The following is a 25,285-nucleotide window of genomic DNA, read 5'->3' as shown; positions in this document are numbered from 1 at the left end:
TGCGGGTGAGGCGGGGACCTCCACCATGGACCGGGCGCGTCTCCCCGCGATACATTGCTGCGGGTCTTGCGGTGCGTTTTGACTGTCAGCTCTGCACTGTCCAGCGAACTCCGACCACGAATCGATTGTGGAATCCGGCCCCGATGACGTGGCCGCGTTGACAACGATGTCAACGCAGGCGTTCGGAGCCGGACGAATCCCTCCGGCGGACGCGCACCGACCAGGGCTTTCCGAAACCGGTAATCATTCGGGCCAGTCGTCGTCACCTGTTGCCGACGGCGACTCCCCAGCGGGGAATGCACAGGCGCCCGCGTGTCGAAAATCGGATTTCGAGGGGAGTGGTGTGCATGACCGACACTATTGAAAATGTTGCGTCGTCGTTCGCGACGACGATGGAGGACGTGCTGTTCGACATTCCGTACAGCAGCGCCGCGCAGTTCCACGAGTATTACGGCAAAGGACTTCCGCCCCGGCGGCTGGGCATGGGATGCGCGTGGCAGACCTTCGAGGTCGCCCGGCGGGTACAGGAAGGCATCGGGGTCAAGGCCACCCTGCTGTTCTCCGGCCGCCACGTGGCGGCGGTGTATCCCCAGACCGACGGCATGGTGGTGCTCGATCCGTACCTGCTGCACCGGGCGCCGGTGGTGCTGCGGAGGACGGAAGCGGTCGACGGCGTCGTGACCGCCACCGAGGACGCGTTCCCGTTCCGGACGGCCGCGAACGGCGAGCCGCGGCCGTCGAGGCTCACGGTGCGGTGGACTCCCGCGAGCGGCGGCATGCACAGCGAGAACCGCCGGTTCAGCCCGAGACTGGGCCGCTATGTGACGTACCGTGCGTTCACCTTTCGTCCCGGATCGACGCTGTCGGCCTTCCCGCCACCGCACGGGCTGGTCCGGCGGGTGCTGCTGCATGCAGAGCAGAACAACCTGTCGATCAGGAGCATCGATCGCGACAGCGGTCGCATGCGAGAGCTGGTGCTGCCGTTCAGCGGACGGCCGCGCGGGCGGCTGACGGACGAGAGATATCTGATCACCAAGGACAACCAGGGCGCGGTGAGCCACGCGGGGACCGACGGGTTCCGGCGCGACCTGACCGACATCTGCGCGTCCGTCTCCAGCAGTCCGGACGAGCTGACCGGGTACCTGCTCGGTGCCGCCGAGATCTATGCCGCGATGGCACCGGAGAACCTCGCGGTGCCGGACTACTCCGTGGAGGACGAATGAGCACCGATTCCTTCTTCCTGGCCGGGCTCATGCAGGGAGCCAGGCCCGGTGCCGACGTGGCGGACCAGGACTACCGGCAGCGGCTACACGAGGTGATCAAACTGCACCGGCCGGACGCCGTCGTGCACGATCCCGTCGAGATCCTCATCGGCTGGTTCGCCGCCGACGAGGGCCGGATCCGCGGGGCCCACGCGGCACTCGCGGACCAGCCGGTGATCCGGCGGGACCGGCTCGATCCCGCCGTACTCGAACTGATCGAGGGTTTCCACAAGCTGACAGAGCTCGCCGCCGCGTCGGACGTGTGCGTGGCATGGTTGCCCGGCCGGGAACCGAGCATGGGTACGGCAGCGGAGATGCAGCGCGCCTACCTGGCGGGGCGGACGGTCGTCGCGGTCACCGAGATGCGCCAGACGCTCGCGATCCTGGCGTGCTCGACGGTGATCCTGCCGGACTTCGCCGCGTTCGCGCAGTGGCTGGCGTCGCCGGAGGCGCCATGATGCACGACGCGCTGGGCCCCGTCGAGGCCGTGATCCGTGCCGCCGCGCAGCGGCCGGACGGGGTCGCCATGACGTTCGTCGACTACTGCTCCGACCGCGAGGGTGTGGCGACCGACCTGACGTACGGCGACCTGGCCGTACGAAGCACCGCGGTGGCGGCGTGGCTGGTGGAGAACACCCGGCCGGGCGAACGTGCCGCGATCCTCTGCGGACACGACGCCGACTACGTCGCCGCGTTCCTCGGCTGCCTGCACGCCGGAGTGATCGGCGTACCGCTGTTCGCCCCGGAGCCGTTCCGGCCGGCCGACCGGCTACTCAACGTGATCGCCGACTGCACGCCCGAGATCGTGCTCACCAGCAGCGGACACACCGATGCGGTGCAGGAACTGCTCGCGTCGCCCCGGCTCGCCGTGCTGCCCAAGGAGATCCTGCCGGTCGACCGGATCGACGCCGGATCCCGCCCGGCGCCGCCGGATCCACCGGACGGCGACGCCGTGGCCTACCTGCAGTACACCTCGGGATCGACCAGAACCCCGGCCGGTGTGCAGGTCACGCATCGCAACGTGGCGGTCGGTGCCGCCCAGCTGGCCGCCTGGGTGCCGGCGGAACAGTCGTCGCGGCTGGTCAGCTGGCTTCCGTTCTTCCACGACATGGGCCTGATGTTCTCGATCGTGCTCCCGCTGGTCCGCACGGTTCCGGTGACGTGCTTCGCGCCTCTGGCGTTCATCCAGCAACCCCGGCGCTGGCTGGAACTGCTCACGACGCAGCACGCCACGCACACCATGTCCCCGAACTTCGGTCTCGACCTGTGCGTCGACCGTGTCGGGCCGCAGCGGCGCGCGGGAATCGACCTGTCGGCGCTGCGCGCGCTGGGCAACGGATCGGAGCCCGTCCGGCACCGGACCCTGACCCGGTTCACCGAAGCCTTCCGGGACAACGGACTCCGGCCCGACGTGCACTGTCCGGGGTACGGCTTGGCCGAGGCGACCCTGGGGGTGACCGGGCACGAGCCGGGACGGCCGTTGCCCGTCGGTGCCTTCGACCGGCGTGAGCTCTCCGCCGGACGGATCCGGCCGCTCGACGCGGCGGACCCGCGGGCACGGCTGATCGTCAGCGCGGGCCGGCCGATCCAGCAGGAGGTCAGGATCGCGCACCCGCGGACCGGTGCCGACACGGACGCGCCGGGTGAGATCCGGGTACGCGGCGACAACGTCTGCGTGGGCTACTGGCGGCAGCCCGAGCGGTCCGCCGAGACCTTCGGGGACGACGGGTGGCTGCGTACCGGCGACCTCGGGTTCCTTGTGGACGGCCGGCTGTACGTCACGGGCCGGCTCCGCGACCTGATCGTCATCGACGGGCGAAACCACTACCCGGCCGACATCGAGGCCACGGTCGAGGAGGCGTGCCCGCAGCTGCGCCGGGACCGGGTCGTCGCGTTCGGCGCGGAGATCGACGACGCCGAGCGGCTCGTCGTGGTGGCCGAACCGCGCTCGCCGGTATCCGCCGCGGACGTCGAGGCGATCGGTGCGGCGGTGCGGGCCGGAGTGTCCGAACGACACGACGTGCACGTCCACACCGTCACCCTGCTCCGGCGGGGCACGGTGCCGATCACGTCGAGCGGTAAAGCGCGACGGCAGGAATGCCGGATCCGGTTCGAGCGCGGGGAGCTGGGCCGTGGCTGACGTGCGACGGTGGCTGACCGAACGGCTCGCCGCGCACGTCGGCATCCCGGCCGGGGAGATCGACCCGGACCGGCCGTTCGCCGACTACGGCGTCGGTTCCCGCGACGCCGTCGGAATCGCCGGTGAACTGGAGGATCTGCTGGACCGGCCGATCGAGCCGATCGCCCTGTGGCAGCACCCGACGCTGCGCAGGCTCGCCGACTCCCTGTCCGCGGACCGCGCGCTGCCCAGCGCGCGGGCGGCCGGTACGGAGGCGGAGGTCGCCGTCGTCGGCATCGGGTGCCGGTTGCCCGGCGGTGTCGACTCACCGGCGGACCTCTGGCGGCTGCTGATGGCCGGTCGCGACGTGGTCACCGAGGTGCCCGCCGACCGGTGGGAGTCCTGTTCCGTCCCGGACGGGACCACCACGGCGGGTGGATTCCTCGACCGGGTCTACGACTTCGACGCGGAGTTCTTCGGGATCTCGCCCCGGGAAGCCGTCGAGATGGATCCGCAGCAGCGCATCCTGCTCGAAGTGGCGTGGGAGGCGCTGGAACATGCGGGCATCCCGCCGGACGGCCTGGCGTCCAGCCGGACCGGGGTGTTCGTCGGCGCGTCCACCAACGACTACGGCCGGGACCGGCTGGCCGATCCGGCGGCCGTCAGCGGGTGGACGGGCACCGGCGTGGCGGCCAGCATCCTCGCCAACCGGCTGTCGTACCTCCTCGACCTGCGCGGCCCGAGCCTGACCGTGGACACGGCGTGTTCGTCGTCGCTCGTGGCGCTGCACCTGGCGAAACGCAGCCTGGAGGCGGGGGAGTGCGACCTGGCGATCGTCGCGGGGGTGAACCTGATCCTGTCCCCGGCGGTCACCGTGAACTTCGACCGCTCGGGCGCGATGGCCCGCGGCGGGCGGTGCCGTCCGTTCGACGCCGCGGCCGACGGGTACGTCCGCAGCGAGGGCTGTGTCGCGGTCGTGCTGAACAGACCCGGCGACGCGGACGATCCGCGCGCGACGGTGCTCGCCAGCGCGGTCAACCAGGACGGCCGGTCGAACGGCCTGATGGCCCCGAACCCGCTGGCGCAACGGGACCTGCTGGCCGGGGTCTACCGCGGCATCGCGCCCGGGGCCGTCCGCTACGTCGAGGCGCACGGCACCGGAACGCCGCTCGGCGACCCGATCGAGGCGACGGCGTTGGGAACGGTGCTGGGCGGGGACCGGGCCGATCCGCTGCTGATCGGCTCGATCAAGTCGAACCTCGGCCATCTGGAGGCGGCCGCGGGCCTCGCCGGTCTGGCCAAGGCGGTGCTGTCGCTCGAACACGGACACGTCCCGCCGACCCTGCACTACCGCAGTCCGAACCCGCACATCGACTTCGACCGGCTGGGGCTCGCCGTGGCCGACCGGCCCATCCCCCTGCCGGGTGACGCGTTGGTCGGTGTCAGCTCCTTCGGATTCGGCGGCGCGAACGCGCACGCCGTCCTGCGCCAACCGCGAAGGTGAGGTTCCGCCATGGATTTCGGTGTGATGATGCTGGTCACCGACTACTCCGCCGACGCGGCGTCGGCGGCCGGGGCGGCCGAGGAGCGCGGCTTCGAGTCGTTCTTCGTGCCCGAGCACACCCACGTACCGGTGAGTATGGCCAGCCCGCATCCGGGCGGCGTGGAGATACCACCCGAGGCCCTGCAGGGCGTCGACCCGTTCATCACGCTGGCCGTCGCCGCCGCGGCCACCAGCCGGTTACGGCTCGGCACGGGCGTCTGCCAGGTGCCCGTGCGCGATCCGATCCAGCTGGCGAAGCAGGTGGCCAGCATCGACGTCGTGTCCGGTGGCCGGTTCCTGTTCGGGGTCGGCACCGGCTGGAACCACGAGGAGATGCTGAATCACGGTGTCGACCCGCGGACCCGTACCGCCCGGCTGCTGGAGCACGTGGCGGCGATGAAGCACATCTGGGCCGACCACGAGGCGTCGTTCGCCGGACGGTTCGTCAAGTTCGACCCGCTGTGGTCGGTGCCGAAACCGGTGCAGCGCCCGCATCCGCCGATTCTCTACGGCGGTAACGGACCCCGTGCGATCGAGCGGGTGCTGGAACTGGACGCCGAGTGGATGCCCTGGCACGAACTGCTGGGGGAGACGTTCGCCGATGACGTGGCCGAGTTGCGGCACCGCGCGTCGCTGGCCGGGCGCACGTCGGTGCCGGTGACGGTGTTCGGCGCACCGGCCGACGAGGAGATCCTCGACGCGTACCGCCAGGCCGGCGTCTCCCGGTGCGTGTTCCCGCTGCCGTCGGCGTCGGCCGAGGAAATCCTGCCCATCATGGACTGGTACGCGGACGTGGCCGAGGAGCTGGCATGACGGGCCTCTTCCCGGTGTCGGCCCGCTCGCCCGAGTCCCTGGCAGCCAACGCGGAACGCCTGGCGCACTGGCTGGAGAACGAGGGTGCCACGGTGCCGTTGACGGACGTCGGCCACACCCTGGCCCGGCGGCGCTCCCACCTCAGTGAACGGTTGACCGTGGTCGCCGACGGGCGGGCACAGCTGATCGACCGGCTGCGCGGCGGCGACTACGAGCGCGGCAGGGCCGCCGTACCGGACGCGGGCGCGGTGTTCGTGTTCTCTGGGCACGGCTCGCAGTGGACCGGCATGGGGCGGGACCTGATGGCGAGCGAACCGGTGTTCGCCGAGCTGGTCGGGGAACTCGACGACGTGGTCGCGGCCGAGTGCGGCCGGGCGCTGTCCGACCTGGTGACGACGGAGGATCTCGGCTCGGCCGGGATGGCACTGGTGCAGCCCGCGCTGTTCGCCACGCAGGTGGGGTTGGCGCGGATGTGGCGGCACTACGGGATCGCGCCGGCCGCGGTCATCGGGCATTCGATCGGTGAGGTCGCCGCGGCGGTGGTGGCGGGTGCGCTGTCCGCTGCCGACGGGGCGCGGGTGAGCTGCCGCCGTGCGGCACTGGTCGAACGGCGCCTCGCCGGTCACGGCGCCGCCGCGCTGGTGGAATTGCCCACCGCGGAGGTGCTGCGCAGGATCGGCCGCGACGGTGTTCTCGACCTGGCCGTGCACAGCTCCACCAGGGCATGCGTGGTGTCCGGCCGCACGGACGACCTCGCGCGGTTCGTCGCCGGCTGTGAGGCCGACGGGATCACGGCGCACGAGGTGCCGGGAGTGCGGTTCGCCGCGCACGGCCGGCAGATCGACGCCGTCGTCGACGAGCTGACCGCCGGCCTCGCCGGCATCGAGGCCCGGAAACCGGTGATCCCCTGCTACGGCACGGCGGTGCCGGGGGTCCCGCCGTCGTTCGATGCGGGCTACTGGGCGGACAACCTTCGCAATCCCGTACGGTTCGCGCAGGCGGTGCAGGCCGCGGCGGCGGACGGGTACCGGTGTTTCATAGAGGTCTCGCCCCACCCTGTGGTGGTCTCCGCCGTGTCGGACACGCTGGCCGACTCCGGGGTGACGGGTACCGCCGTGTTCGGCTCGCTCCGGCGCGACCAGCCCGCACCACCGGCGCTGCTGGCCAACGTCGGCCGGGCCCACTGTCGTGGACTGCCGGTCGCCTGGGAGCCCCTGCACGCCGAGGGCCGGCTGGCGGAGCTGCCGACGATGGCGTGGAACCGGAAGCGGTACAGGGCGGACGCCCCGCGCGCCGACGACCGGCATCCGCTGCTCGGCGTACACATCGAACTTCCCGACCGGCACGTCTGGCAGGCGACCGTCGATCTCGACCGGCTGCCCTGGCTTGCCGACCACAGGGTGAACGGCCGCGCCGTGCTGCCGGGTTCGGCCATGGTCGAGATCGCCCTCGCGGCCACTCGCGCCGCGTGGAACGTGCCGGTGGCCGCGATCGAGGTGTCCGGCCTGGAGTTCCGGCGACTCGTGTCGCTGACGCGGCCGGTGACACTGACGACCACCATGACCCTCTCGGGTGGCACCGCGACCGTGGAGATCGCCGTGGGCGCGATCGTGCACGCCGCCGCGACCGTCCGGCGGACGGCCCACCCGGCCGACGACGACGTATCACCCGTCACGCAGTGGAACGGCACCGGTCCGGCCTATCAGCGGTTGCGTGCGGCCGGGCAGGAACACGGTCCGGCGTTCGCCGCGATGACCGGGCTGGCCGGCGAATGGTCCCTGGTGTCCTGGCCGGCGGACCTGCACCGGGACGGCCGGTTCACGCTGCATCCCGCGGTGCTCGACGCGTGCCTGCACGGGATCGCCGCGGTCATCGGCGGGCAGACGGCAGGGACCGTGCTGCCGGTCGGGATCGCGAGCGTGCGCGCCCGGCGGTCGCTGGGCCGCGACCTGATCTGCCGGGCGACCGTCACGCCCGCGGACGACGGCGACACGCTCGCGACCGTCGGTGTGTACGAGCGGTCAGGGGAGTGGATCGCGACCCTCGACGGCATCCGGCTGACACACGTCGACGACGTGCCACCCTGGGAGGATCTGGTGTACGCCGTCGAATGGGTCGACGCGCCCCAGCCCGGCGGCCAGCCCGGCGGCCGGCCCGGCGGCCGGCCCGCGCGGGTGATCCGGGTGCCGGACGGCGTCGACGGACCGCGACTGCTGCTCGACCTGGCACAGACCGTACGGGAGATCCTGGCGGCCGGGCCGCCGTACGACCGGGTGGTCGTCGCGCTCGATGCGGCGAACCCGGAGCACGCCGCCCTGGTCGGCCTGGTCCGTACGCTCCGGCACGAGCATCCGGAGCTTCCCCTGTCCCTCGCGGACGACCCGGACGGCACCACGGACGTCGCGTCGACCACGGAGGACGAGGTCAGCTACCGGCACGGTGTCCGGCGGGCCGCGCGGTTCCGGCCGATCGGGCTCCCGGCGCGTACGGACTCCGTCCCGGTGCGCCCGGACGGCGCGTACCTCGTGACCGGCGGCACCCGTGGCCTCGGGCTGCGGACCGCGCAGTGGCTCGCGGAGCAGGGCGCGGGCACCATCGTCCTCTGTGGGCGGACGGGCCCGGACACCACGGTCGCGAACGCTCTCGTGCTCACCGGCGACATCACCGAGACCGCCGAGCGGGCCGTCGCACTCGCGGAGAGCCGGGGGCACCGCCTGCGGGGCGTCGTGCACGCCGCCGGTGTGCTGGACGACAGCCTGCTGGACGATCTCTGCGCCGACCGGATCCAGCGCGTCTGGCATCCGAAGGTCGTCGGCGCCCTGCGGGTGCGTGCCGCGCTCGGCGACCGGCCGCTCGACTGGTGGGTCAGCTACTCGTCGCTGGCGTCGGTGGTCGGCGCTCCCGGACAGGCCGCACACGCGGCGGCGAACGCCTGGCTCGACGCGTACGGTGCCCGGCTGCGCGGCGAGGGCGTCCGGGCGGTCACCGTCAACTGGGGCCGGTGGGCGCAGGACGGCTCGGCGACGGCCAAGCAGGTCGCCGGTGTGGCCGGGATACCGACCGGTACCGGCATGGCCGTCCTCGCGGAGATCCTGGCGCGGGACGTCGCCCGGGTCAGCGTGGCGCACCTCGACCGGGCCGGGCTGGCGGCCGCGTACCCGCACATCGCCCGGTCGGACTTCTTCTGCCACTTCCACACCACGGCGCGGTTCTCCGTCGGCTCGCTGGCGGGGCTCAGCGACCCGGACCGCCGGCGGATGGTCGGCGGACAGGTACTCGCCCGCGCCGGAGCGGTGCTCGGGTACGCGCCGGGGGAACTGCCCGGGGACCGGCCGCTGGTGCACGCCGGCCTGGACTCATTGGGCGCGGTGCAGATCAGGAACGCGGTACGGGAGGACTTCGGGGTGGACGTCTCCCTCGCCCGCCTGCTCGGCGGCCACACCGCCGCCGAGTTGGCGGACGACGTGCTGACCGAACTCGGGAACCTGCCCGGCACCCCGGCCGTCAGTGCGGGCCCCGACCGTGCCCGCATCCGGGCGGCACACATGGCGCAGCGCCGCGCGACCCGGAGGCGAGTATGAGCCCTGTGGAGTCCATCGCCGTCATCGGGATGGCGGGCCGGTTCCCGCACGCCGCCGATGTCCACGAGTACTGGGCGAACCTCGTCGCGGGCCGGGACTGCCTGGACGAACTGGACGAGGCGGAGCTGCGGGCCAACGGCGTTGCGGATAGCCTGCTGCGCAGCCCCGACTACGTACGCCGGGCGGCCACCCTCGCCGGGTTCGCCGACTTCGACGCGGACTTCTTCGGTTTCGCGCCGGGAACGGCCGCGGCACTGGATCCGCAGCAGCGGTTGTTCCTGGAGAGCTGCTGGCATGCGCTGGAGGACGCGGCCTACGTACCGGATGGTTTCGACGGGGCGATCGGTGTGTTCGGTGCGGGGTCGTTCACCGGCTATCTGCACCACCACCTGGCGTCCCAGCAGGACCTGCGACAGTTCCTCGGCGCGGGCACGTCCATGACGGTCATCGAGGCGCTGTCCCTGACCGACAACAACTTCTTCGCCACCCGCGTGGCGCACACACTGAACCTGCACGGTCCCGCACTCACCGTGCAGACCGCCTGCTCGGGCTCGCTCGTCGCGGTGCACCTGGCGTGTCAGAGCCTGCTGTCCGGCGAATGCGACATGGCGTTGGCCGGCGGCATGGCGGTGAAGGTGCCCCACCGGGTCGGCTACGTCTACGACATCAACTCGGTGATGTCCGCGGACGGCCGCTGCCGGCCGTTCGACGCGGCCGCGAACGGCACGGTCTTCGGCAGCGGTGGCGGTGCCGTGGTGCTCAAGCGGCTCTCGGATGCGCTGGCGGACCGGGACAACGTCCGTGCGGTCATCCGGGGCAGCGCCGTGAACAACGACGGCTCGCTGAAGATGGGCTTCGCGGCGCCGAGCATGCGGATGCAGGCCGCGGTGGTCTCCGAAGCCCTCGCCATGGCCGAGGTCGAGCCCGGCAACGTCGGTTACGTCGAAGCGCACGGCACGGGTACCGCGCTCGGCGATCCGGTGGAGATGGCAGCGCTGCGGTCCGCGCTGCCGACGGCCGAGCAGTGCCTGGTCGGGTCGGTCAAGGGCAACATCGGCCACCTGGAGGCGGCCTCCGGGATCGCCGGACTGATCAAGACCGTGCTCGCGCTGGAGAACGCCTGGATCCCCGGTACGGCGCATTTCACGGCACCGAATCCGGAACTGGGGCTCGACGACTCGCCGTTCACCGTCCGGGCGGACGGGGTGGGTTGGGGGCAGCGGCCGAAGGTCGCCGGAGTGACCTCGCTGGGCGTGGGCGGTACCAATGCCCACGTCGTCGTCGCGGAAGCGCCACGACGACCGCAGCCTCCGGCGGAGGTACGCCCGAGCGTGCTCGTGGTCAGCGCCCGCAACCCTGACGCGCTCGCGGACATGCGCAGGGCTCTCGCCGACCATCTGCGGCGCACGCCGGGGATCCGGCTGGCGGACGTGGCGCACAGCCTCGCCGTCGGCAGGCAGCGGTTCGACCATCAGTACGCGGTGACGGCATCGACGGCGTCGGAGGCAGCCGACCTGCTGGAGGCGGGGCAGGCCCGGACCGAGCCGCCACCCGTACCGCCCGACCCGGACGCGATGCGTGTCTGCCTGCCGGGCTACCCGTTCCAGCGCACACGCCATTGGCTCGAAGCCCGCCCGGTCGCGGTGGCCGCAGCCGGTCCGGCGGCGGCGGGGGACGTCCGCGAGGTGCTCACCCAGCTGTGGCGGGAGACGCTCGGCGTCGACGACGTCGCACCGGACGACAGCTTCTTCGAGCAGGGCGGCGACTCGGTGATGGCGATCAAGTTCGCCTCCCGGGCCCGGACGCAGGGAATCGACCTGCGCCCCCACGACCTGTTCGACCATTCGACGCTCACGTCGCTCGTCGCGCACGTGACGCCCCGGACAGCGCCGGCGGCACTGCCTGCGGACGACCGCGACATCCCCGTGACGCCGACGCAGTTGACGCATCTGCGGGCAGCCGGGCCCCGTGGCCTCCCGGTGGTGTTCCGGCTCGCGCCGGATGCGGATCGGACGGTCGTGCGGCAGGCCGTCGCGGCCGTCGTCGCGCGGCACGACATCCTGAACCTCGTCCCGGTCGCGTCGCACGGCGTATGGCACCAGGAGAAGGGCGAGCCGCCGGGGGAGCTGCCGACGGTCAGGGCCGACCGCGACTCCCTGGCGACGGCGGATGCCGTGCTGGACCTCGTCGACCGGACGGCCTTCGTGGACACGGACGGCGACGCCTACCTCGCCCTTGTCGTCAATCGGGTGGATCAGGCCTCGGTACGGATCCTCACCGACGAGCTCACCACGGCGTACCGTCATCTTGCCACCGGCAATGCGGTGACGCTGCCGGAAGCGACGCCGTGGGCGCGGTGGGCCCGGCACACAGGGGATCTGGTGCACGACCGGAGCCTGACGGCCGAGCTGGACCACTGGACGGCGACCCTGGACGGCCCGCCCGACGGCCTGTCCGTGCCGGACCGTCCCGGCACGTGGCGGGTGCTCCGGCACACCACCGACGCGGGAGCGCTGAAGGACCTCCGGCGGCGCGCGCAGGCGAAATGGGCGGAGATCCTGCTGGCCGCGATGACCTCGGCCTGGCATCGGCTCACCGGACGACCCACGATGACCGTGGACGTGCTGGGCGACGTCCGCCGCGCGCATCAGGTCCCCGGCCGCTCGGTGGGTCTGTACTCGGCGATCTACCCGGTCACCGTCGCCGCGCAGGAGAACGCGCTCGCCGCCGCCCGGATGTCGTGGCGGGGCGTTCCCCGGCACGGCCTGGGGTACGGGGTGCTCCGGTACCTGCACGGTCCCGCCGCCGAGTGTCTGCGCGACCTGCCCGAGCCCAGCGTCCTGGTCGCCGCGCAGGGGACCACGGGACGGCCGGTACGCGCGACGGGGCAGCCGTTGTCCCGCGTGGAGCTGGACGCCCCGCCGGTCGGCCGCCATCCCGTCGAGGTGCGTTGCCACATCGCGGGCGGCGCGTTCGTCGTCGAGTGGTGGCACGATCCGCAGCGGTGCGATGCCGCCGCGCTCGCCGCCTGGCAGGACGAGACCGCCGCGAGGCTCGACGCACTGGCGTCGCTGGCGTAGTACGGACCCCGGCGTCGCAGCAGGTGTACGACGCGTTGACGACCGTCGACAGCCCGGCCGGGTGGCGTGGCAGGTGGTCGACGGTCCCGACGTACCGATCAGCGACTGGCACCGACCGGCGACCGACCCGGCCGTTTCCGTTCCAGCAGAACGACTCCCAGCTCCGGGTACGTCCAGCGCTTGACCGGCTGATAGCCGTCGCGAAGTCGCTTCTGCTTGCCCGGGCTCATGTCCCGGAACGGGTCCGCCGGGTCGTCGACGCGGACCACCCAGATGCGCGGCGGGTTGCCGAGGCACGACGCGTCGGGGCACTCGGTGGCCGGGAAACGGCCATGGGTGCGTGGCGGCTCCAGCTGGAGCACGTCCGCCGGGCGCGGTACGGGCAGATACCTGTCGTACAGGTCGCGGGGGGCCCACGGAATGCTGTCGTGGGTGTCGGGGAAGACGACGACGTCACCGGGCTTCCAGAGCGGACCGATCACGGTCGCCACCTTGGCCGAGTCCGCCCCGTGCCCGGCGGATCCGCGCACACTCAGCTGGGACGGATAGCCGAGGACGGCCGCGAGCGTCACGACCGCGAGGGCCCGGACCCTGCCCCAGCGAACCGCCGCGCAGGCGGCGAGCACGGTCAGCGGCGGCACGGCCACCAGGACGTAGCGGGCCACCCAGATCGGGGTGACCCGGTCGGCGGCGAGCAGCACCAGGATGGGCATGAAGCCCGCGGCGGCGACGCCGACGTGTCCGAGGTCGCGACGCACAGCGAGCACGGCGAGGCCGAGCACGATGCCCCCGACCGCACCCGAGAGGAACAAGCGGTCGGGAAACACCTGAAACGCGCTGAGGGTGAGGTGCCGGATCCAGGAGATCTGCGTACGGCTGCGGTAGCCCAGCGCGATGAGCGCCCCGGCGCCGAGCGCACCGGGCAGGGCCGCGCCGAGCCATGCCACGGTGCCGTACCGGGCGGCGGTGCCGACGCCGATCTGCCGCACCGCGACCGTGGCCGCGTGCGCGGCGAGGACGAGCAGGGCGCACAGCGGGTGGCTGAGCCCGGCGAAGAGCACCGCGCCCGCGTACGCCGTGGCACGCGCGCCGCCCGGGTCGTCGAGCAGCCGGATGAGGCACAGCACGGCCAGGCTCGCGGCCAGCATCACGCACGCGTACGGTCGTGCCTCCTGCGCGTAGCGGGAGGTGACGGGCAGGACGGCGAAGAGCAGGCCGGCGGTGAGGCCGGCCCACCGCCCGCCGAGGCGCCGCCCCAGCGCGACCACCACCAGCGTCGTTCCCACCGTGGCGAGCAGTGCGGGAAGCCGGAGCGCGGCGGTCGAGGTGCCCGCCACCGTGGTGTAGACCTTCATGGCGGCGTAGTAGGGCGTCAGCACGGCGTCGACCGCGTGGGACAACCGCCACAGCTCGCCCCAGGAGAGCCGGACCGCGCCCCAGGTTGCCAGCTCGTCCGCCCACAGTGCCGGCCCGGTCAGCCGCCAGACGCCCAGGCCGGCGGCCAGTAGCGCGGGCAGGACCCAGATCACCGGATCGAGACGCCGCCCGGCGCGCCGATCCGGTGCGGTGTCACCGCGCTGCCGGGGCAGCAGCTGCCCCGGCGGGCCGGCCGCGGTGGCGACATCGACCGCAATGGTGTCTGGCATGACGGCAGATCGTAGGTGGTCGCTGCGGCCCGCAGCCTGCTCCGCGTGACCACACGGTGAAGCGGCGGCAAATCATTGTCTTCGCATGTCTGAATGGCCGGGCGGCCGCACCGTACGTTTCGATCTCCGTCGAAAGGTACTGGCCGAGGCGTGTGCCGGATGATGCCATCGGGGCGGTCCTCGATGGACATCTCTTCGCTACAACCTGACAGGGGAGCGCGGTGCGCAAACGTCTGCGCGCCTGGGGTTCCGGCCTGCTCGTGGCCGGTGTCTCGGCGGTATTTCTCAGCGGTGGCACGGCGTCGGCGGTCTCGGCCGCGCAGGACGTGCCCGACGGCAGCCTGCCGTTCGTTGCCAAGGTCACCGTCGGCGATCAGTTCCAGAGCTGCACCGGGACGCTCGTCGACACACGATGGATCATGACCGCGAAGTCCTGCTTCGCCGACGGGGCCGCGCCGGTGTCGGCCGGTGTACCCACGCGGCCCGCCACGGTGGTGCTGGGCCGCGCCGATCTGACCAGGACGACCGGCCACCGCCTGTCCGTCGTGTCGCTGGTGCCGCACCCCGACCGCAACATCGTGCTGGCCGAGCTGTCCGCCGCGGTCACCGACATCGCCCCGGTGCCGCTGAGCACGTCGGCGCCCCGCGACGGCGAGTCGCTGAGGGTGGCCGGCTACGGACGGACCGGTACCGAATGGATCCCGGACCGTATGCACTCCGGTGTGTTCACGGTCGGCGCCGTGTCGGCGGGCGGGTTCGCCGTCGACAGCGCCTCGACGGGTGCCACCCTCTGCAAGGGCGATGCGGGAGCCCCTGCGTTGCGGCAGAGCGACGCCGGTTTCCAGCTGGTGGGTGTCGCCAACACCTCCGGGCAGAAGGGCTGCCTCGGCGAGCCGGACTCCCGCACCACCACCGGCGCCACCGAGTCGCGTGCCGACGATCTCGCCGACTGGGTTCGCGGCAGCATCGCGGTGCGGCCCCAGGACCTGCGTGAGCCGGTGACCGGCGAGTTCACCCGCGACGGCCGGCAGGACCTGGTGGGCACGGACGCCGCCGGCAACCTGTGGCTCTACCCCGGCACGGCCACACCCAACGTGTGGGACCACCGCAGGAAGATCGGTACGGGCTGGTCGGGCTATCGCGAACTCGAGATCGGCCGGATCAACCGGGACGACTACGACGACCTGATCGCGATCGAGACGTCGACGAACATCCTGTGGATGTACCCGGGTACCGCGTCCGGCGGGGCGTTCGGCGCTCGCGTACAGATCGGCGCCGGCTGGACCACCGACTTCCGTGACGTGGCGATCGGCAAGGTGAACCGCGACGCGTACGACGACCTGCTCGTGGTGAAGAACTCGACGCAGCAGCTGCTGCTGTACAAGGGCAACGCCACGGGTCCCATGTTCGACGCGGGCGTCCAGTACGGCCTGGGCTGGGGCTGCTGCAAGGAGCTGCAGGTCGGCAAGTTCACCAACGACGACTACGACGACCTGCTGACCGTCGAGTCGTCCACCGGGAAGATGCGGATCTACGCCGGCACCGCCGCCGGTACCCAGTTCGCTCCGGGCGTCGATGCCGGCGCCGGTACGGCCTGGAACGCCGCGTCCTACGTCGCCAAGGGCACCGTCGACGGCACGGGCCTGGAGGGCCTGATCGAGGTCGAAGCCGCCACCGGGAAGACCTGGCTGCACCCGCGCACCGCGGCCGGGGGATGGGACACCCGCGTCCAGCCGCCCGGCACCGTCGCCACGCCACAGCCCGGCGAGATGGCGTCGTTCGTGACCGGCGAATTCACCAGGGACGCACACACCGATCTGATCGGCGCCGACTCGGCGGGCGTGCTCTGGCTGTATCCGGGGACGGCGGCGCGGACCTTCGGTGCCCGGGTGCAGATCGGCTCCGGCTGGTCGGGCTACCGGGAGCTCTCGGTCGGCCGGATCAACCGGGACGACTACGACGACCTGGTCGCGATCGAGACGTCGACGAACATCCTGTGGATGTATCCGGGCACCGCGTCGGGCGGGACGTTCGGCGCTCGCGTACAGATCGGACTTGGCTGGACCACCGACCTCCGTGACGTCGTGATCGGCAAGGTGAACCGCGACGCGTACGACGACCTGCTCGTGGTGAAGAACTCGACGCAGCAGCTGCTGCTGTACAAGGGCAACGCCACGGGTCCCATGTTCGACGCGGGCGTCCAGTACGGCTTGGCCTGGGGCTGCTGCAAGGAGCTGAACCTGGGCCGGTTCAACGCCGACGGCTACGCCGACCTGCAGACGGTCGACGCGTCCACCGGCAAGATGCGCCTCTACGCCGGTTCCGCCGACGCCGCGCAGTTCCTTCCGTCCGTCGACCCGGGCGCGGGCAGCGCGTGGCTGAACAAGTCCAACCTCTTCCCCGTCACCTTCGGGTCCGACATCCGGGCCGGCCTGCTGGCGAAGGACGACACCGGCACCCTGCTGCTGTATCCCGCCGGCGCCGGCGCGAACGTCGACTGGTCCGACCCGATCCCGTTCGGTCCGCGCGACTGAGCACGAAGGACACCATCATGCGCATCACCACTGCAGTGAAATATCTCGCCGGCGTCAGCGCCGCGGTCGTGGCCGCTGTCGGGGGCGGGGCCGTGGCCCTGAGCCCCGCGGCGGCGCGGGCCGACGCCCAGGAGCAGTTCCCGCTGGTCGAGGACTACTCGTATCCCAACGCCGCGGCCATCCTCGAACAGCAGAACGTCAAGCTGATCTCGGGCGACGGGCGCATCCTCATCGCCGACTGCGCCACGCCGCCGGCGAACAACATCGGCCTGCTCAAGGTGTACACGACCGACGAGAGGATCGGCGCCGACGGCATCGGCCGGGTCTGTTTCAAGGTGACCGGTCCGAGGGGCGTGCTCAATCTCGAAGTACCCGGTGTCTTCGAGATCCGCGGCGACGGGCAGTCCACCGGCGCCGGCCACGAGGTCACCGCCGACCTCACGACCGACGACGGCGACAAGGTGACCGTCGCTGTCGACCCGGACGGGAGCACGCAGGTCGGCCGCGGCGCCGATCCCGCCAACGAACCGACCATGCTGCTGCGCCTGACCGTCACCGGCTGATCCCGCTTTCTCGTTCAGGGGCGGGTGCCTTGACACCCGCCCCTGCTCACCCTCATGGGGGTTCCGTTGCGCACCATCACGCGTGTCCGCAGCTGGCTGGCGGCACCTGTCGCCCTGACCGTTCTCGCCGGGATGCTCCACACCGCACCCGCGTCCGCAGCCGGGGACGCACCCGTGGTGCCCGCCGACCGCTCGCTGGTGGTCACCACGTGGCAGCAGGGCGGCGCCCAGGTGCGGGCCATGGCCGCGGTGGCCCTCACGGGTTCCGACGAGCAGATCTCGGCGTTCCTCACCACCGGCCTCCAGGACGCCCAGCGCCTCGACCAGCGCGACGCGGTGGTGGGGGCGATCGTGGACGGCGGTCCGTCCGTACAGGCCGCCGCCCAGGCGGCGCTCAACGCCTCGGACGGGGGCGACACGACGGCGCTGCCGATCTTCCTCTCCTCGGGGTGGACGAGCGCCGCGAACATCGACCTGCGTCTGCAGGTCAACCAGTTGATGGCCGCCGGAGGCGAGCAGGTGCGCGAGGCCGCCCAGGCGGCGCTCGACTCCGAGGATCCCGAGGTGCTCCAGGAGTTCGTCGACAGCGGCTGGCAGACGCAGTGGCAGACGGACCAGCGGCTCGAAATCAACAGGGCCATGGCGGCGGGCGGCCCGCAGGTGAAGGCCGCGGCGCAGAAGGCGCTCGACGACGGCAGCCCGGCGGCGATGGAGCAGTTCCTCACGTACGGATGGGACGTCGCCGCGGCCCACGACGAGGAGACCGTGACGCTGTCCGGCCTGCTGGAGCAGGCCCAGTCGGCGGCGGCCGAGGTGGATCGCGAGACGGCCAGGACCAAGGAGGAGGCACAGCGGGCGGCCGCCGGCGCCGCCGCGGCCAAGGTCGCCGCCGATCAGGCCGCCGACGCCACCCGCGACGCCCGCGACAACGCGGCGAAGGCCCGCGCGCAGGCCGTGCGCGCCGCGAACGCCGCCCGCAAGGCGGCGCAGTCGGCACAGGTGGCCATCGAGGCGGCCGCCGCGGCATCCCAGGCGGCGCGCCGGGCCTCCGCGGCCGCCGCCCGCGCCTCGCGCGCCGCGTCCCAGGCGGCGGACGCGGCCTCGGACACCTACCGGGCCGCCGCGGCCGCGGCGACCAACCGCAGCGACGAGGGGAAGGCACGCAGGGCGGCGGACGACGCCAACCGCATCGCCCAGGCCACCGAGGACCTCGCCGGCAAGGCGGGGGCGACCGCCAAGGCGCTCGAGCAGGCCCAGGCGGCCATCACCTCGGCCGAGGCGGCCGCGAACCAGGCGAAGCTGGCGGCGGACGCGAACACCCGGACCGCCGAGTGGGCCAAGCAGGCGAACGTCGACGCGCAGGAGGCGGTCTCGGCCGCGGCCGTCGCCCAGGCCAACGCGAACCGGGCCCTGCGCGCCGCGGCCGCCGCCCGCAAGTACCTGACCGTCGCGATCAAGAGCGCCTACGCCGCCCGGGACGCGGCCAACGCGGCCGCCGCGGATGCCCGGCGGGCCGCCACGGCCGCGATCTACGCCGCGGACCACGCGGCGGACGCGACCGAGGCCGCGTTGATGGCCACCGACTACGCGAACGCGGCGACCACCGCCGCCGGCAAGGTGGTGGACCTGGGCAACCAGGCCCTGGAGATCTACAACGCCGCCCGCGAGGCGGACACGGAGCGGCTCGCGGTCGTCACCGACGAGGCGCTGGAAGCCGCCCGCGAGGCGAACACGCAGTACGAGCTGCAGCTCAAGAAGGCCGACTGGGACATCGACCAGGCCGCCCAGCGCGACGCCGAGACCAACCGGCTCATCGCCGAGGCGCTGAACCCGGCCACCGACCCCGCGGTCGCGGTGACCGACGCCCGCAAGGTCGCGCTGAACCTGGCGGGTGCCCAGGGCGTGTGGACCCGCGAGCGCGCCATGGCCGCGCTGTCCGACTCCGACGCGGACGTGCTCGACTTCGTCCGTACCGGCATCGCGAAGGCGGCCGGGCAGGACAACCGTACGGCCGTGATGGACCTGGCCGTCAGCGAGAACACCGCGCTGGCGGCGGCCGCGAACGCGGCACTCGCGGGCACCGACGCGACGGTCGCGCAGTTCCTCAGTACACAGAACTACTCGGGCCGGGCGAGCCAGGACCGCCTCGCGGTCAACCAGATCATGTCCGCCGCCAGGACCGCCAACCGTACGGTCACCGTGCAGCGTGCCCAGGCCGCGCTGGACAACGGGTCGTTGCAGGCGCTGCGCGACTTCCTCGACACCGGGCAGTACACCTCCTCGGCGATCGACGACCGGGTGCAGGTCAACCAGGCCATGGCCGACCCGGAGTCGGGCCCCGAGGTCAAGGCGGCCGCCCAGGTCGCGCTGGACGGCCCGGCGATCAACCTGCCCGAGTTCCTGAGGACCGGCCGGTACGAGGCCGCGGAACGCGACGACGACACCGCGGTCCACCTCGCCGTCGTCAGCGGCCTGCTGGAGAAGATGAACCAGCTCGGCGCCACCGCCGTGCAGCGTGCCCAGGAGGCCCAGTCCACCGCGGCGACCGCGCGGGGCGACGCGACGAAGGCCAACGAGTACGCCCGGGCTGCCATCGACTCGGCGAGCCGGGCGTCCGGCTACGCGATCAAGGCGAACGACTACGCGAACCAGGCCGCCGCATCGGCGCAGAAGGCGGTGGCCGCGGCGAAGACCGCGCAGGACGCGGCGGTCAGGGCGAACACGGCGGCGCGCAGCGCCACCCGTTCGGCCGCGTGGGCCATCGCCTCGCGACAGCACGCCAAGGAGTCCGCGGACGGCGCGTACAAGGCGGCCAAGCAGGCAAGGGCGGACGCCGAGGCGGCGGGCAAGGACGCGGCCGCGGCCCGGCAGGCGGGGATGGCGGCGTACGACGACTACCAGAACCGCAAGGGTCTGGAGATCGTCAACTGCGAGCACCGGTACAACCAGCAGGCGGTCACCGACTTCGAGAAGTTCTGGACCGGCAGCAGCGGCGAGTCGTGGAAGACGTGCACCGCGAACATCATCGCCGATCCGAAGGAGATGGCGCGACGCGCGTACACGAACTCCGTCTATTGTGACGCGTACTATCCGCACCCGCAGCAGAGCCAGTTCCTGCAGAACTGCCTGAAGACCGTGCTGGACCCCGACTTCAAGTGGATGTCCCAGCAGAACTTCGTCACCGATCTGGTCAACGGGGTGAACGCCCTCATCCTGCCGCCGGTGGTGGCGATCGGCGCACTCTGCATCGGCACGATCGTCTGCGGCGAGGTGCTCGGCACGCTGGTGTCGTGGGGCAACGTCGGCCTCAGCCTCTACCGCTTCGTCAAGGGCGACCAGTCGCTCGCGGACACCCTGCTGGATCTGGGCGAGACCGCACTCGAGTCGCTGCTGCTGCGCGGGCTCACCAAGCTGGCGGGCAGCGCGTTCCGCGGCCTCAAGGCGGTCTACATCGCCGGGGTCAACGCCAAGAAGATGAGGGCGCTGCTCGGCGCGGTCGACCTGTCCCGGTTGAAGTTCGGCACGCTGGTCTCCTGCATCCTCGCGGCGCCCGGCGCGGCCAAGAGCGCCGCGGCACTGCGGGCCGCCGCCGCGCCCGGCGTGCCCCCCGCCGCGGGCACCATTTGCAAGGATGTGGTGCTGGGCCTGAACTCGGTCAGCGAGGGGCTGGGCAGCGACGACCTCGCGAGACTGCTCCAGACCAAGTTCAAGATCAACGCTCGCACCTACAACGGCAAACCGTGGGGTGACCCCGATCCGGACACGAACGGAGCGCTCCCGTTGTGGATCAACAAGGTCGCCGGGGCGATCAAAGACCAGTCCGTGACGATCCACGTGACAGTGGACGGTCTCGACGGCACCGACGCGTTCGACAAGATCCGTACGGCCGTGCGCCGGGGCAAGACCATGAGCCCCGAGCAGGCCGCGAAGTCGGACGGCACCAACTGGGAGCTGGCCACGCTGTTCAACAGCATCATCGCCGGGCCCGAACTGGGTGGCCGCGAGCTGGGTACGGTGCGGTTCTACCAGAACGGCGTCGACATCACCGAGTCCCTGAGGAGTAAGTTCCCGACGACCATCGACGGCTGGAAGGAATTCAAGGGGATGCCGAAGTGATCAACCGCTACACCGCGCCGGTGTTCGCGGCGCCCGACCGCTTCTTCCAGGTGATGCGCACGTCCCGGACGCACACCCAGCTCTGGCTGCAGTCCGACGCCGCGCCCGATTCGGGGCATCCGCTGCGGCTGGAGGTGCTGTTCCAGTGGGTCCACTACATGTGCCTGCCGTTCACGTTGCGCGGTCTCACCGTGCGGGCCGCGACGCCCGCGGAACGCGACCGCCTGGCCGCGGCGCACGGCCTGGAGGTCTCGGCGGAGCAGGGCGTGTACCTGCTGTCGGAGGAGCACGACTGGTTCGTCGTGGCGAGCGGCTCACCGCTGTGGGCGGAGGCCCGGCTCTCCTACAGCGACGAGTCGGTGTTCTGGGACCACGCCGCCGACGAGGACGTCGTCGTGTCCGTCGCAACGATGGCCTGACGCACCCGCGCGGCCGGTTCAGGCGGCGTCGAGGTCGCGGTACGTGCGATTGTGGCCCTTGCGCCCCTGGCTGGACGCGACCCGGTCCCGCCCGGCGTGCTTGGCGATGTAGAGGTTGCGGTCCGCCGTGGACAGCAGCGCCGGCTGGCTGCGGTCGGGCGCCTCGTGGACGCCGGCCACGCCGATGCTGATCGTCACGGGCAGCGTGCCGGTGAGTTCCGCCCAGGCGTACCCGCGGACGGTCTGCCGCATCCGGTCGAGCTGGTCGGCCGCGGCGGCGACGGCCGTCGCGGGCAGGACCAGGAGGAATTCCTCGCCGCCGAGCCGGGCCACGAAGCCGTCCGGCGTCGCGGCGAGGAGTTCGGTCTCCAGCAGCTTCGCGACCTGGATCAGTACCCGGTCGCCGGCGTCGTGGGACAGCTGGTCGTTGATCCGCTTGAAGTGGTCCAGGTCGACGATGGCCACGGTGAGTTCCTGGTCCGCCGCGATCAGGGCGGGCAGTTCCTCGTCGACGTAGCGGCGGTTGCGCAGGCCGGTCAGCGGGTCGCGGCGGGCCTGCTCGCGGAAGCGCTCGGCCTCCTCGCGGACCTCGGCGCTCTCGAAGATGGTCTGTGCCTGGGCCTCGTGCTGCTTCGACCGCAGCTTCTCGTAGGCGTCGTGGAAGACCTTGTGCATCGCGAACGCCTCATGGATCTCGCCCCGTGCGGCGTGCAGCTCGGCCTGCTCCTGGTGCACCCGGACCAGCACCTCGTGCAGCTCACGTTCGACGCACAGCTTGCGGGAGGTGTCGAGACTGGCCTGGGCCCGGTCGGTGGCGTCCATCCCGCGCTGGGCGCGGGCCAGGGTGAGCAGGTACTCGGCCAGGTATTCCGCGCCGTCGTAGTGGCCGGTGTGGTGCAGCTCGATGCAGGCCAGCATCGTCTGCTCGGCCTCCGCGTACAGGCCGTTGCTGATCTGGATCGCGCCGATCGTGTCCAGCGTGAAGGTGGCGAGTTCGATGCCGTGTGTTTCGGCGTGTTCCTGCAGCCGCCGGGCGACCTCCTGGGCCCGCGCGAACTCCCCGACCAGATACTCCGAGTACGCCCAGTTGTTGAGGACGTCCGTGAGCGGCTCCCACATCTCGAGTTCGCGGGCCAGCTCCTCGGTCTGCCGGAATCGTGGCCGGGCCGCGTCCAGCGCGCCGCTGTCGGCGAGGGCGTCGGCCAGCTTCATGTGGTGCCGCACCCGCATGTACGGCGTGGCGGTCTCGTCGAGCAGCTCGACCGAGTTCAGCGCGTGTTCCAGGCTCTTGGCGAAGTCGCCGCGCAACCGCTGGACGTACGACCAGGTGACGTGAGCGCGGGCCTGCAACGAGCGGTCGCCGTGCTCGACCGCCCAGGCGTAGCTGTCGTCGAGCCGCTGCGCGGCCCCGGCGACGTCGCCGGCGCGCATGAGCAGGTACGCACGGCACAGGCGGGCGCGCGCGACGAGGGTGTCGTCGCCGAGTTCCATGGCCCGTGCCTCGAACTCGGTGACGAGGGCGAGGGCGGCCTCGGCGTTCCCGATTCTCCGGTCCTCGATCTCGAGCAGGGCGGCCGACAGTTCCTTCGCGCTCATCGCGCTGCTGATCAAGATCCACCCCCAGTCCGGTCCTCTCCCCATCGGCCGAAGTCGGCCCGGCTGAAGGAGTTCGCGGACCCGGACCAGCCTAGGATGCCGTAGAGGACGTGACGGGCCACGCGGTTTCCCCGTCGATCGGGGCGGCGGCGTGCCGGTGCGCGCTCATCACCCGGTCGCGGCCGTCGCGCTTGGCCCGGTACAGCGCGCGGTCGGCCTCCGCGATGAGGCGAGCCGGGTCGACGGTGGTCCGGCTCGGGGTGCCCGCGACGCCGACCGAGGCGGTGACGGAGATGGCCGGGCCGGCGGGGATGTCGATGGGCGTGCGGCGCAGGGTCTCCCGCAACCGTTCGGCGAGGTCGAGCGCCGCCGTCTCGTCCGCGTCGTGCAGCAGGCACACGAACTCCTCGCCGCCGAAGCGGGCGACGACGTCGCCGGCCCGGACCGTCTGGCGGAGCCGGTCGGCGACCTGGACGAGCACGGCGTCGCCCGCCGGGTGGCCGTACCGGTCGTTGATGCCCTTGAAGTGGTCGAGGTCGAGGATGACCATCGCGATCGGCTGGCCGGACCGGGTGCAGCGCTCGGACTCGTCCGCGAGCATCTCCTGGAAGAAGCGCCGGTTGTACAGGCCCGTGAGGGGGTCGGTGACCGCCAGGCGCTCCTGCTCGCGCAGCGCCGCGTGCAGCTCGCGGGCCAGCCTGGTCCGGTCGCGGGTGGAGAGCATCTGGCGGACCAGCAGGCCCATGAACAGGACCGCGGCGACGGCCAGGGTGCCGCTCCCGATGCGCTGGTGGTGGGCCTGCTCGACCCCGATGAGCGTGGCGACCGCGAACGCGGCGACGAGCACCGCCGGGAAGGTCACGTCGCGGTCGATGCGCGTCACCTGGGCCTCGCCCTGATGGCGGACCGCCACCAGGGCAGCCAGCAGGATCAGTACGGCCTCGGCCTGATAGCCGAGGTTCAGCCAGCTCCCGTCGGAGTACTCGTGCACCACCGTGACGTAGGTGTACCAGCCGTCCGAGATCGTCGCGGTCAGGTACGCCGCGGCGATCAGCAGCACCGGATACGGCACCATGCGATGGCCGGCCAGGCCGACCGCGACCATGATCGCCAGGATCGCGAGGTCCAGGAGGGGGTACGCGCTGGACACCAGGGCGGCGAGGTCGGCGCCGCCGGACAGCTGCGGCGCGATGAGCAACGGCCAGCCCACGGCGCCCAGCCCCACGGCCACCAGCGTCGCGTCGAGCAGGCCACGCGCGTGGCGCAGCAGGTGGGCACCGCCGAACCCGATCACGATCGCCGGGACGGTCAGCGCGTTGCTGGCGAGGTATGCCACGTCGGCGATCGAGGGGTCCGGCCCGCCGTCCGGGGTCGTGTAGGCGTACACGGCCCAGCAGACGTCGCCCGCCAGCCAGCACGCCGACGACGCGCAGAGGAAGCGCCACATGGTCCGGGTCCGGCCGCGGGTGCCGCGTGCGGTGACCCCGCACGCCACCGCTGCGGCGGCGACGGGCACGAGATACAGGATCGAGCCGACGAACCGCGTCAGTCCCTCGTCGCCCTGCGACAGGGCGGTCGCAGCGGCGTACAGCCCGAGCCAGAGCATCCCGAGGACGGCCGCGGCCCAGCACACCCGGTCGGACAGGACCGCTCGGCGGAGTTCCGCCTGCTGGCGCAGCTGACGCTCGGGAGAGGTCTCGACGGGTGCGGCGGCGCGTGCACGGTCCATGACCGGCGCACCTCCCTCCGCACCCAGCACCCTTCACCACCGCGGTGGAGCACGGGTCGGGAGCGGCCCACGCGTCGGCCGCCACCCGAGATTACGCGGGGGTCAGCCCATATCATCGGCACCACCCGAGTGCGGCTGAAGCACTTCGAGGGTGGTACGCGCGGACCGTGCCGGGGCCGGGCCCTGAAGAGGCCCCCGCGGGCGGCAATGTCGGCCGGTCGCGGGCGGGGAACGCCGCCGAGCCGGCTCAGCCACAGGGGCCGCGCCGGCTCGGCAGTGTCGAT

The 25,285-nt window shown here is 72.1% G+C and carries 14 protein-coding genes; 11 read left to right on the top strand and 3 right to left on the bottom strand.

Annotation, left to right across the window (positions count from 1 at the left end; genetic code table 11):
• Positions 1 to 347: 347 nt before the first annotated feature.
• From ACMCNN_RS17860 to ACMCNN_RS17830, 7 genes are read left to right on the top strand one after another with little or no spacing between them, the layout of a single operon-like run.
• The gene (locus ACMCNN_RS17860) at positions 348 to 1,223 is read left to right on the top strand and encodes a hypothetical protein (RefSeq protein WP_412741639.1); all 876 of its coding nucleotides are present in this window, start codon (positions 348 to 350) and stop codon (positions 1,221 to 1,223) included.
• Positions 1,220 to 1,720: a hypothetical protein gene (locus ACMCNN_RS17855; protein WP_412741638.1), complete on the top strand. Its 501-nt coding sequence runs from the start codon at positions 1,220 to 1,222 to the stop codon at positions 1,718 to 1,720. The genes ACMCNN_RS17860 and ACMCNN_RS17855 overlap by 4 nt, the downstream gene beginning before the upstream one ends.
• The gene (locus ACMCNN_RS17850; RefSeq protein ID WP_412741637.1) at positions 1,717 to 3,402 is read left to right on the top strand and encodes a fatty acyl-AMP ligase; all 1,686 of its coding nucleotides are present in this window, start codon (positions 1,717 to 1,719) and stop codon (positions 3,400 to 3,402) included. The genes ACMCNN_RS17855 and ACMCNN_RS17850 overlap by 4 nt, the downstream gene beginning before the upstream one ends.
• Positions 3,395 to 4,885: a beta-ketoacyl synthase N-terminal-like domain-containing protein gene (locus tag ACMCNN_RS17845; protein WP_412741636.1), complete on the top strand. Its 1,491-nt coding sequence runs from the start codon at positions 3,395 to 3,397 to the stop codon at positions 4,883 to 4,885. The genes ACMCNN_RS17850 and ACMCNN_RS17845 overlap by 8 nt, the downstream gene beginning before the upstream one ends.
• 9 nt (positions 4,886 to 4,894) lie before the next feature.
• Positions 4,895 to 5,737, top strand: a complete 843-nt coding sequence (locus tag ACMCNN_RS17840) for an LLM class F420-dependent oxidoreductase (RefSeq protein WP_412741635.1) — start codon at positions 4,895 to 4,897, stop codon at positions 5,735 to 5,737.
• Complete coding sequence (locus tag ACMCNN_RS17835) at positions 5,734 to 9,318, top strand: SDR family NAD(P)-dependent oxidoreductase (protein ID WP_412741634.1); 3,585 nt, start codon at positions 5,734 to 5,736, stop codon at positions 9,316 to 9,318. Before ACMCNN_RS17840 ends, ACMCNN_RS17835 begins: the two co-directional genes overlap by 4 nt.
• A complete protein-coding gene (locus tag ACMCNN_RS17830; RefSeq protein ID WP_412741633.1) occupies positions 9,315 to 12,398 on the top strand; it encodes a beta-ketoacyl synthase N-terminal-like domain-containing protein in 3,084 nt (1,027 codons plus the stop codon). The genes ACMCNN_RS17835 and ACMCNN_RS17830 overlap by 4 nt, the downstream gene beginning before the upstream one ends.
• 98 nt (positions 12,399 to 12,496) lie before the next feature.
• Here the strand turns inward: ACMCNN_RS17830 and ACMCNN_RS17825 are convergent, their stop codons facing one another.
• Positions 12,497 to 14,044, bottom strand: a complete 1,548-nt coding sequence (locus ACMCNN_RS17825; protein ID WP_412741632.1) for a glycosyltransferase family 39 protein — start codon at positions 14,042 to 14,044, stop codon at positions 12,497 to 12,499.
• Positions 14,045 to 14,265: 221 nt separating this feature from the next.
• Between ACMCNN_RS17825 and ACMCNN_RS17820 the strand changes: the two genes are divergently transcribed.
• The 4 genes from ACMCNN_RS17820 to ACMCNN_RS17805 all read left to right on the top strand — a co-directional run bounded on the left by ACMCNN_RS17820 (position 14,266) and on the right by ACMCNN_RS17805 (position 21,676).
• A complete protein-coding gene (locus ACMCNN_RS17820) occupies positions 14,266 to 16,578 on the top strand; it encodes a trypsin-like serine protease (RefSeq protein WP_412741631.1) in 2,313 nt (770 codons plus the stop codon).
• Between the two features lie 17 nt (positions 16,579 to 16,595).
• Positions 16,596 to 17,141, top strand: a complete 546-nt coding sequence (locus ACMCNN_RS17815; RefSeq protein WP_412741630.1) for a hypothetical protein — start codon at positions 16,596 to 16,598, stop codon at positions 17,139 to 17,141.
• Between the two features lie 66 nt (positions 17,142 to 17,207).
• Positions 17,208 to 21,257 carry an ALF repeat-containing protein gene (locus tag ACMCNN_RS17810; RefSeq protein WP_412741629.1) on the top strand — a complete coding sequence of 1,350 codons (4,050 nt, stop codon included), beginning with the start codon at positions 17,208 to 17,210 and terminating at the stop codon, positions 21,255 to 21,257.
• Positions 21,254 to 21,676 (top strand): hypothetical protein, encoded by a 423-nt coding sequence (locus ACMCNN_RS17805; protein ID WP_412741628.1) that lies wholly within the window; start codon positions 21,254 to 21,256, stop codon positions 21,674 to 21,676. The genes ACMCNN_RS17810 and ACMCNN_RS17805 overlap by 4 nt, the downstream gene beginning before the upstream one ends.
• Before the next feature lie 18 nt (positions 21,677 to 21,694).
• Here the strand turns inward: ACMCNN_RS17805 and ACMCNN_RS17800 are convergent, their stop codons facing one another.
• Positions 21,695 to 23,272 carry a GGDEF domain-containing protein gene (locus ACMCNN_RS17800; RefSeq protein ID WP_412741627.1) on the bottom strand — a complete coding sequence of 526 codons (1,578 nt, stop codon included), beginning with the start codon at positions 23,270 to 23,272 and terminating at the stop codon, positions 21,695 to 21,697.
• Between the two features lie 91 nt (positions 23,273 to 23,363).
• Positions 23,364 to 25,001: a GGDEF domain-containing protein gene (locus tag ACMCNN_RS17795; protein ID WP_412741626.1), complete on the bottom strand. Its 1,638-nt coding sequence runs from the start codon at positions 24,999 to 25,001 to the stop codon at positions 23,364 to 23,366.
• Positions 25,002 to 25,285 lie beyond the last annotated feature (284 nt).

The organism is Krasilnikovia sp. MM14-A1004 (assembly GCF_047159485.1).
Lineage (GTDB): Bacteria > Actinomycetota > Actinomycetes > Mycobacteriales > Micromonosporaceae > Actinoplanes.
This window is presented reverse-complemented; position numbering and strand designations above follow the sequence as displayed.

Bases quoted from the DNA above. Each gene is read 5' to 3' on its own strand.
- ACMCNN_RS17825 (WP_412741632.1), bottom strand. From the start codon at position 14,044: ATGCCAGACACCATTGCGGTCGATGTCGCCACCGCGGCCGGCCCGCCG.
- ACMCNN_RS17800 (WP_412741627.1), bottom strand. From the start codon at position 23,272: ATGAGCGCGAAGGAACTGTCGGCCGCCCTGCTCGAGATCGAGGACCGG.
- ACMCNN_RS17840 (WP_412741635.1), top strand. From the start codon at position 4,895: ATGGATTTCGGTGTGATGATGCTGGTCACCGACTACTCCGCCGACGCG.
- ACMCNN_RS17795 (WP_412741626.1), bottom strand. From the start codon at position 25,001: ATGGACCGTGCACGCGCCGCCGCACCCGTCGAGACCTCTCCCGAGCGT.
- ACMCNN_RS17855 (WP_412741638.1), top strand. From the start codon at position 1,220: ATGAGCACCGATTCCTTCTTCCTGGCCGGGCTCATGCAGGGAGCCAGG.
- ACMCNN_RS17815 (WP_412741630.1), top strand. From the start codon at position 16,596: ATGCGCATCACCACTGCAGTGAAATATCTCGCCGGCGTCAGCGCCGCG.
- ACMCNN_RS17835 (WP_412741634.1), top strand. From the start codon at position 5,734: ATGACGGGCCTCTTCCCGGTGTCGGCCCGCTCGCCCGAGTCCCTGGCA.
- ACMCNN_RS17830 (WP_412741633.1), top strand. From the start codon at position 9,315: ATGAGCCCTGTGGAGTCCATCGCCGTCATCGGGATGGCGGGCCGGTTC.
- ACMCNN_RS17860 (WP_412741639.1), top strand. From the start codon at position 348: ATGACCGACACTATTGAAAATGTTGCGTCGTCGTTCGCGACGACGATG.
- ACMCNN_RS17850 (WP_412741637.1), top strand. From the start codon at position 1,717: ATGATGCACGACGCGCTGGGCCCCGTCGAGGCCGTGATCCGTGCCGCC.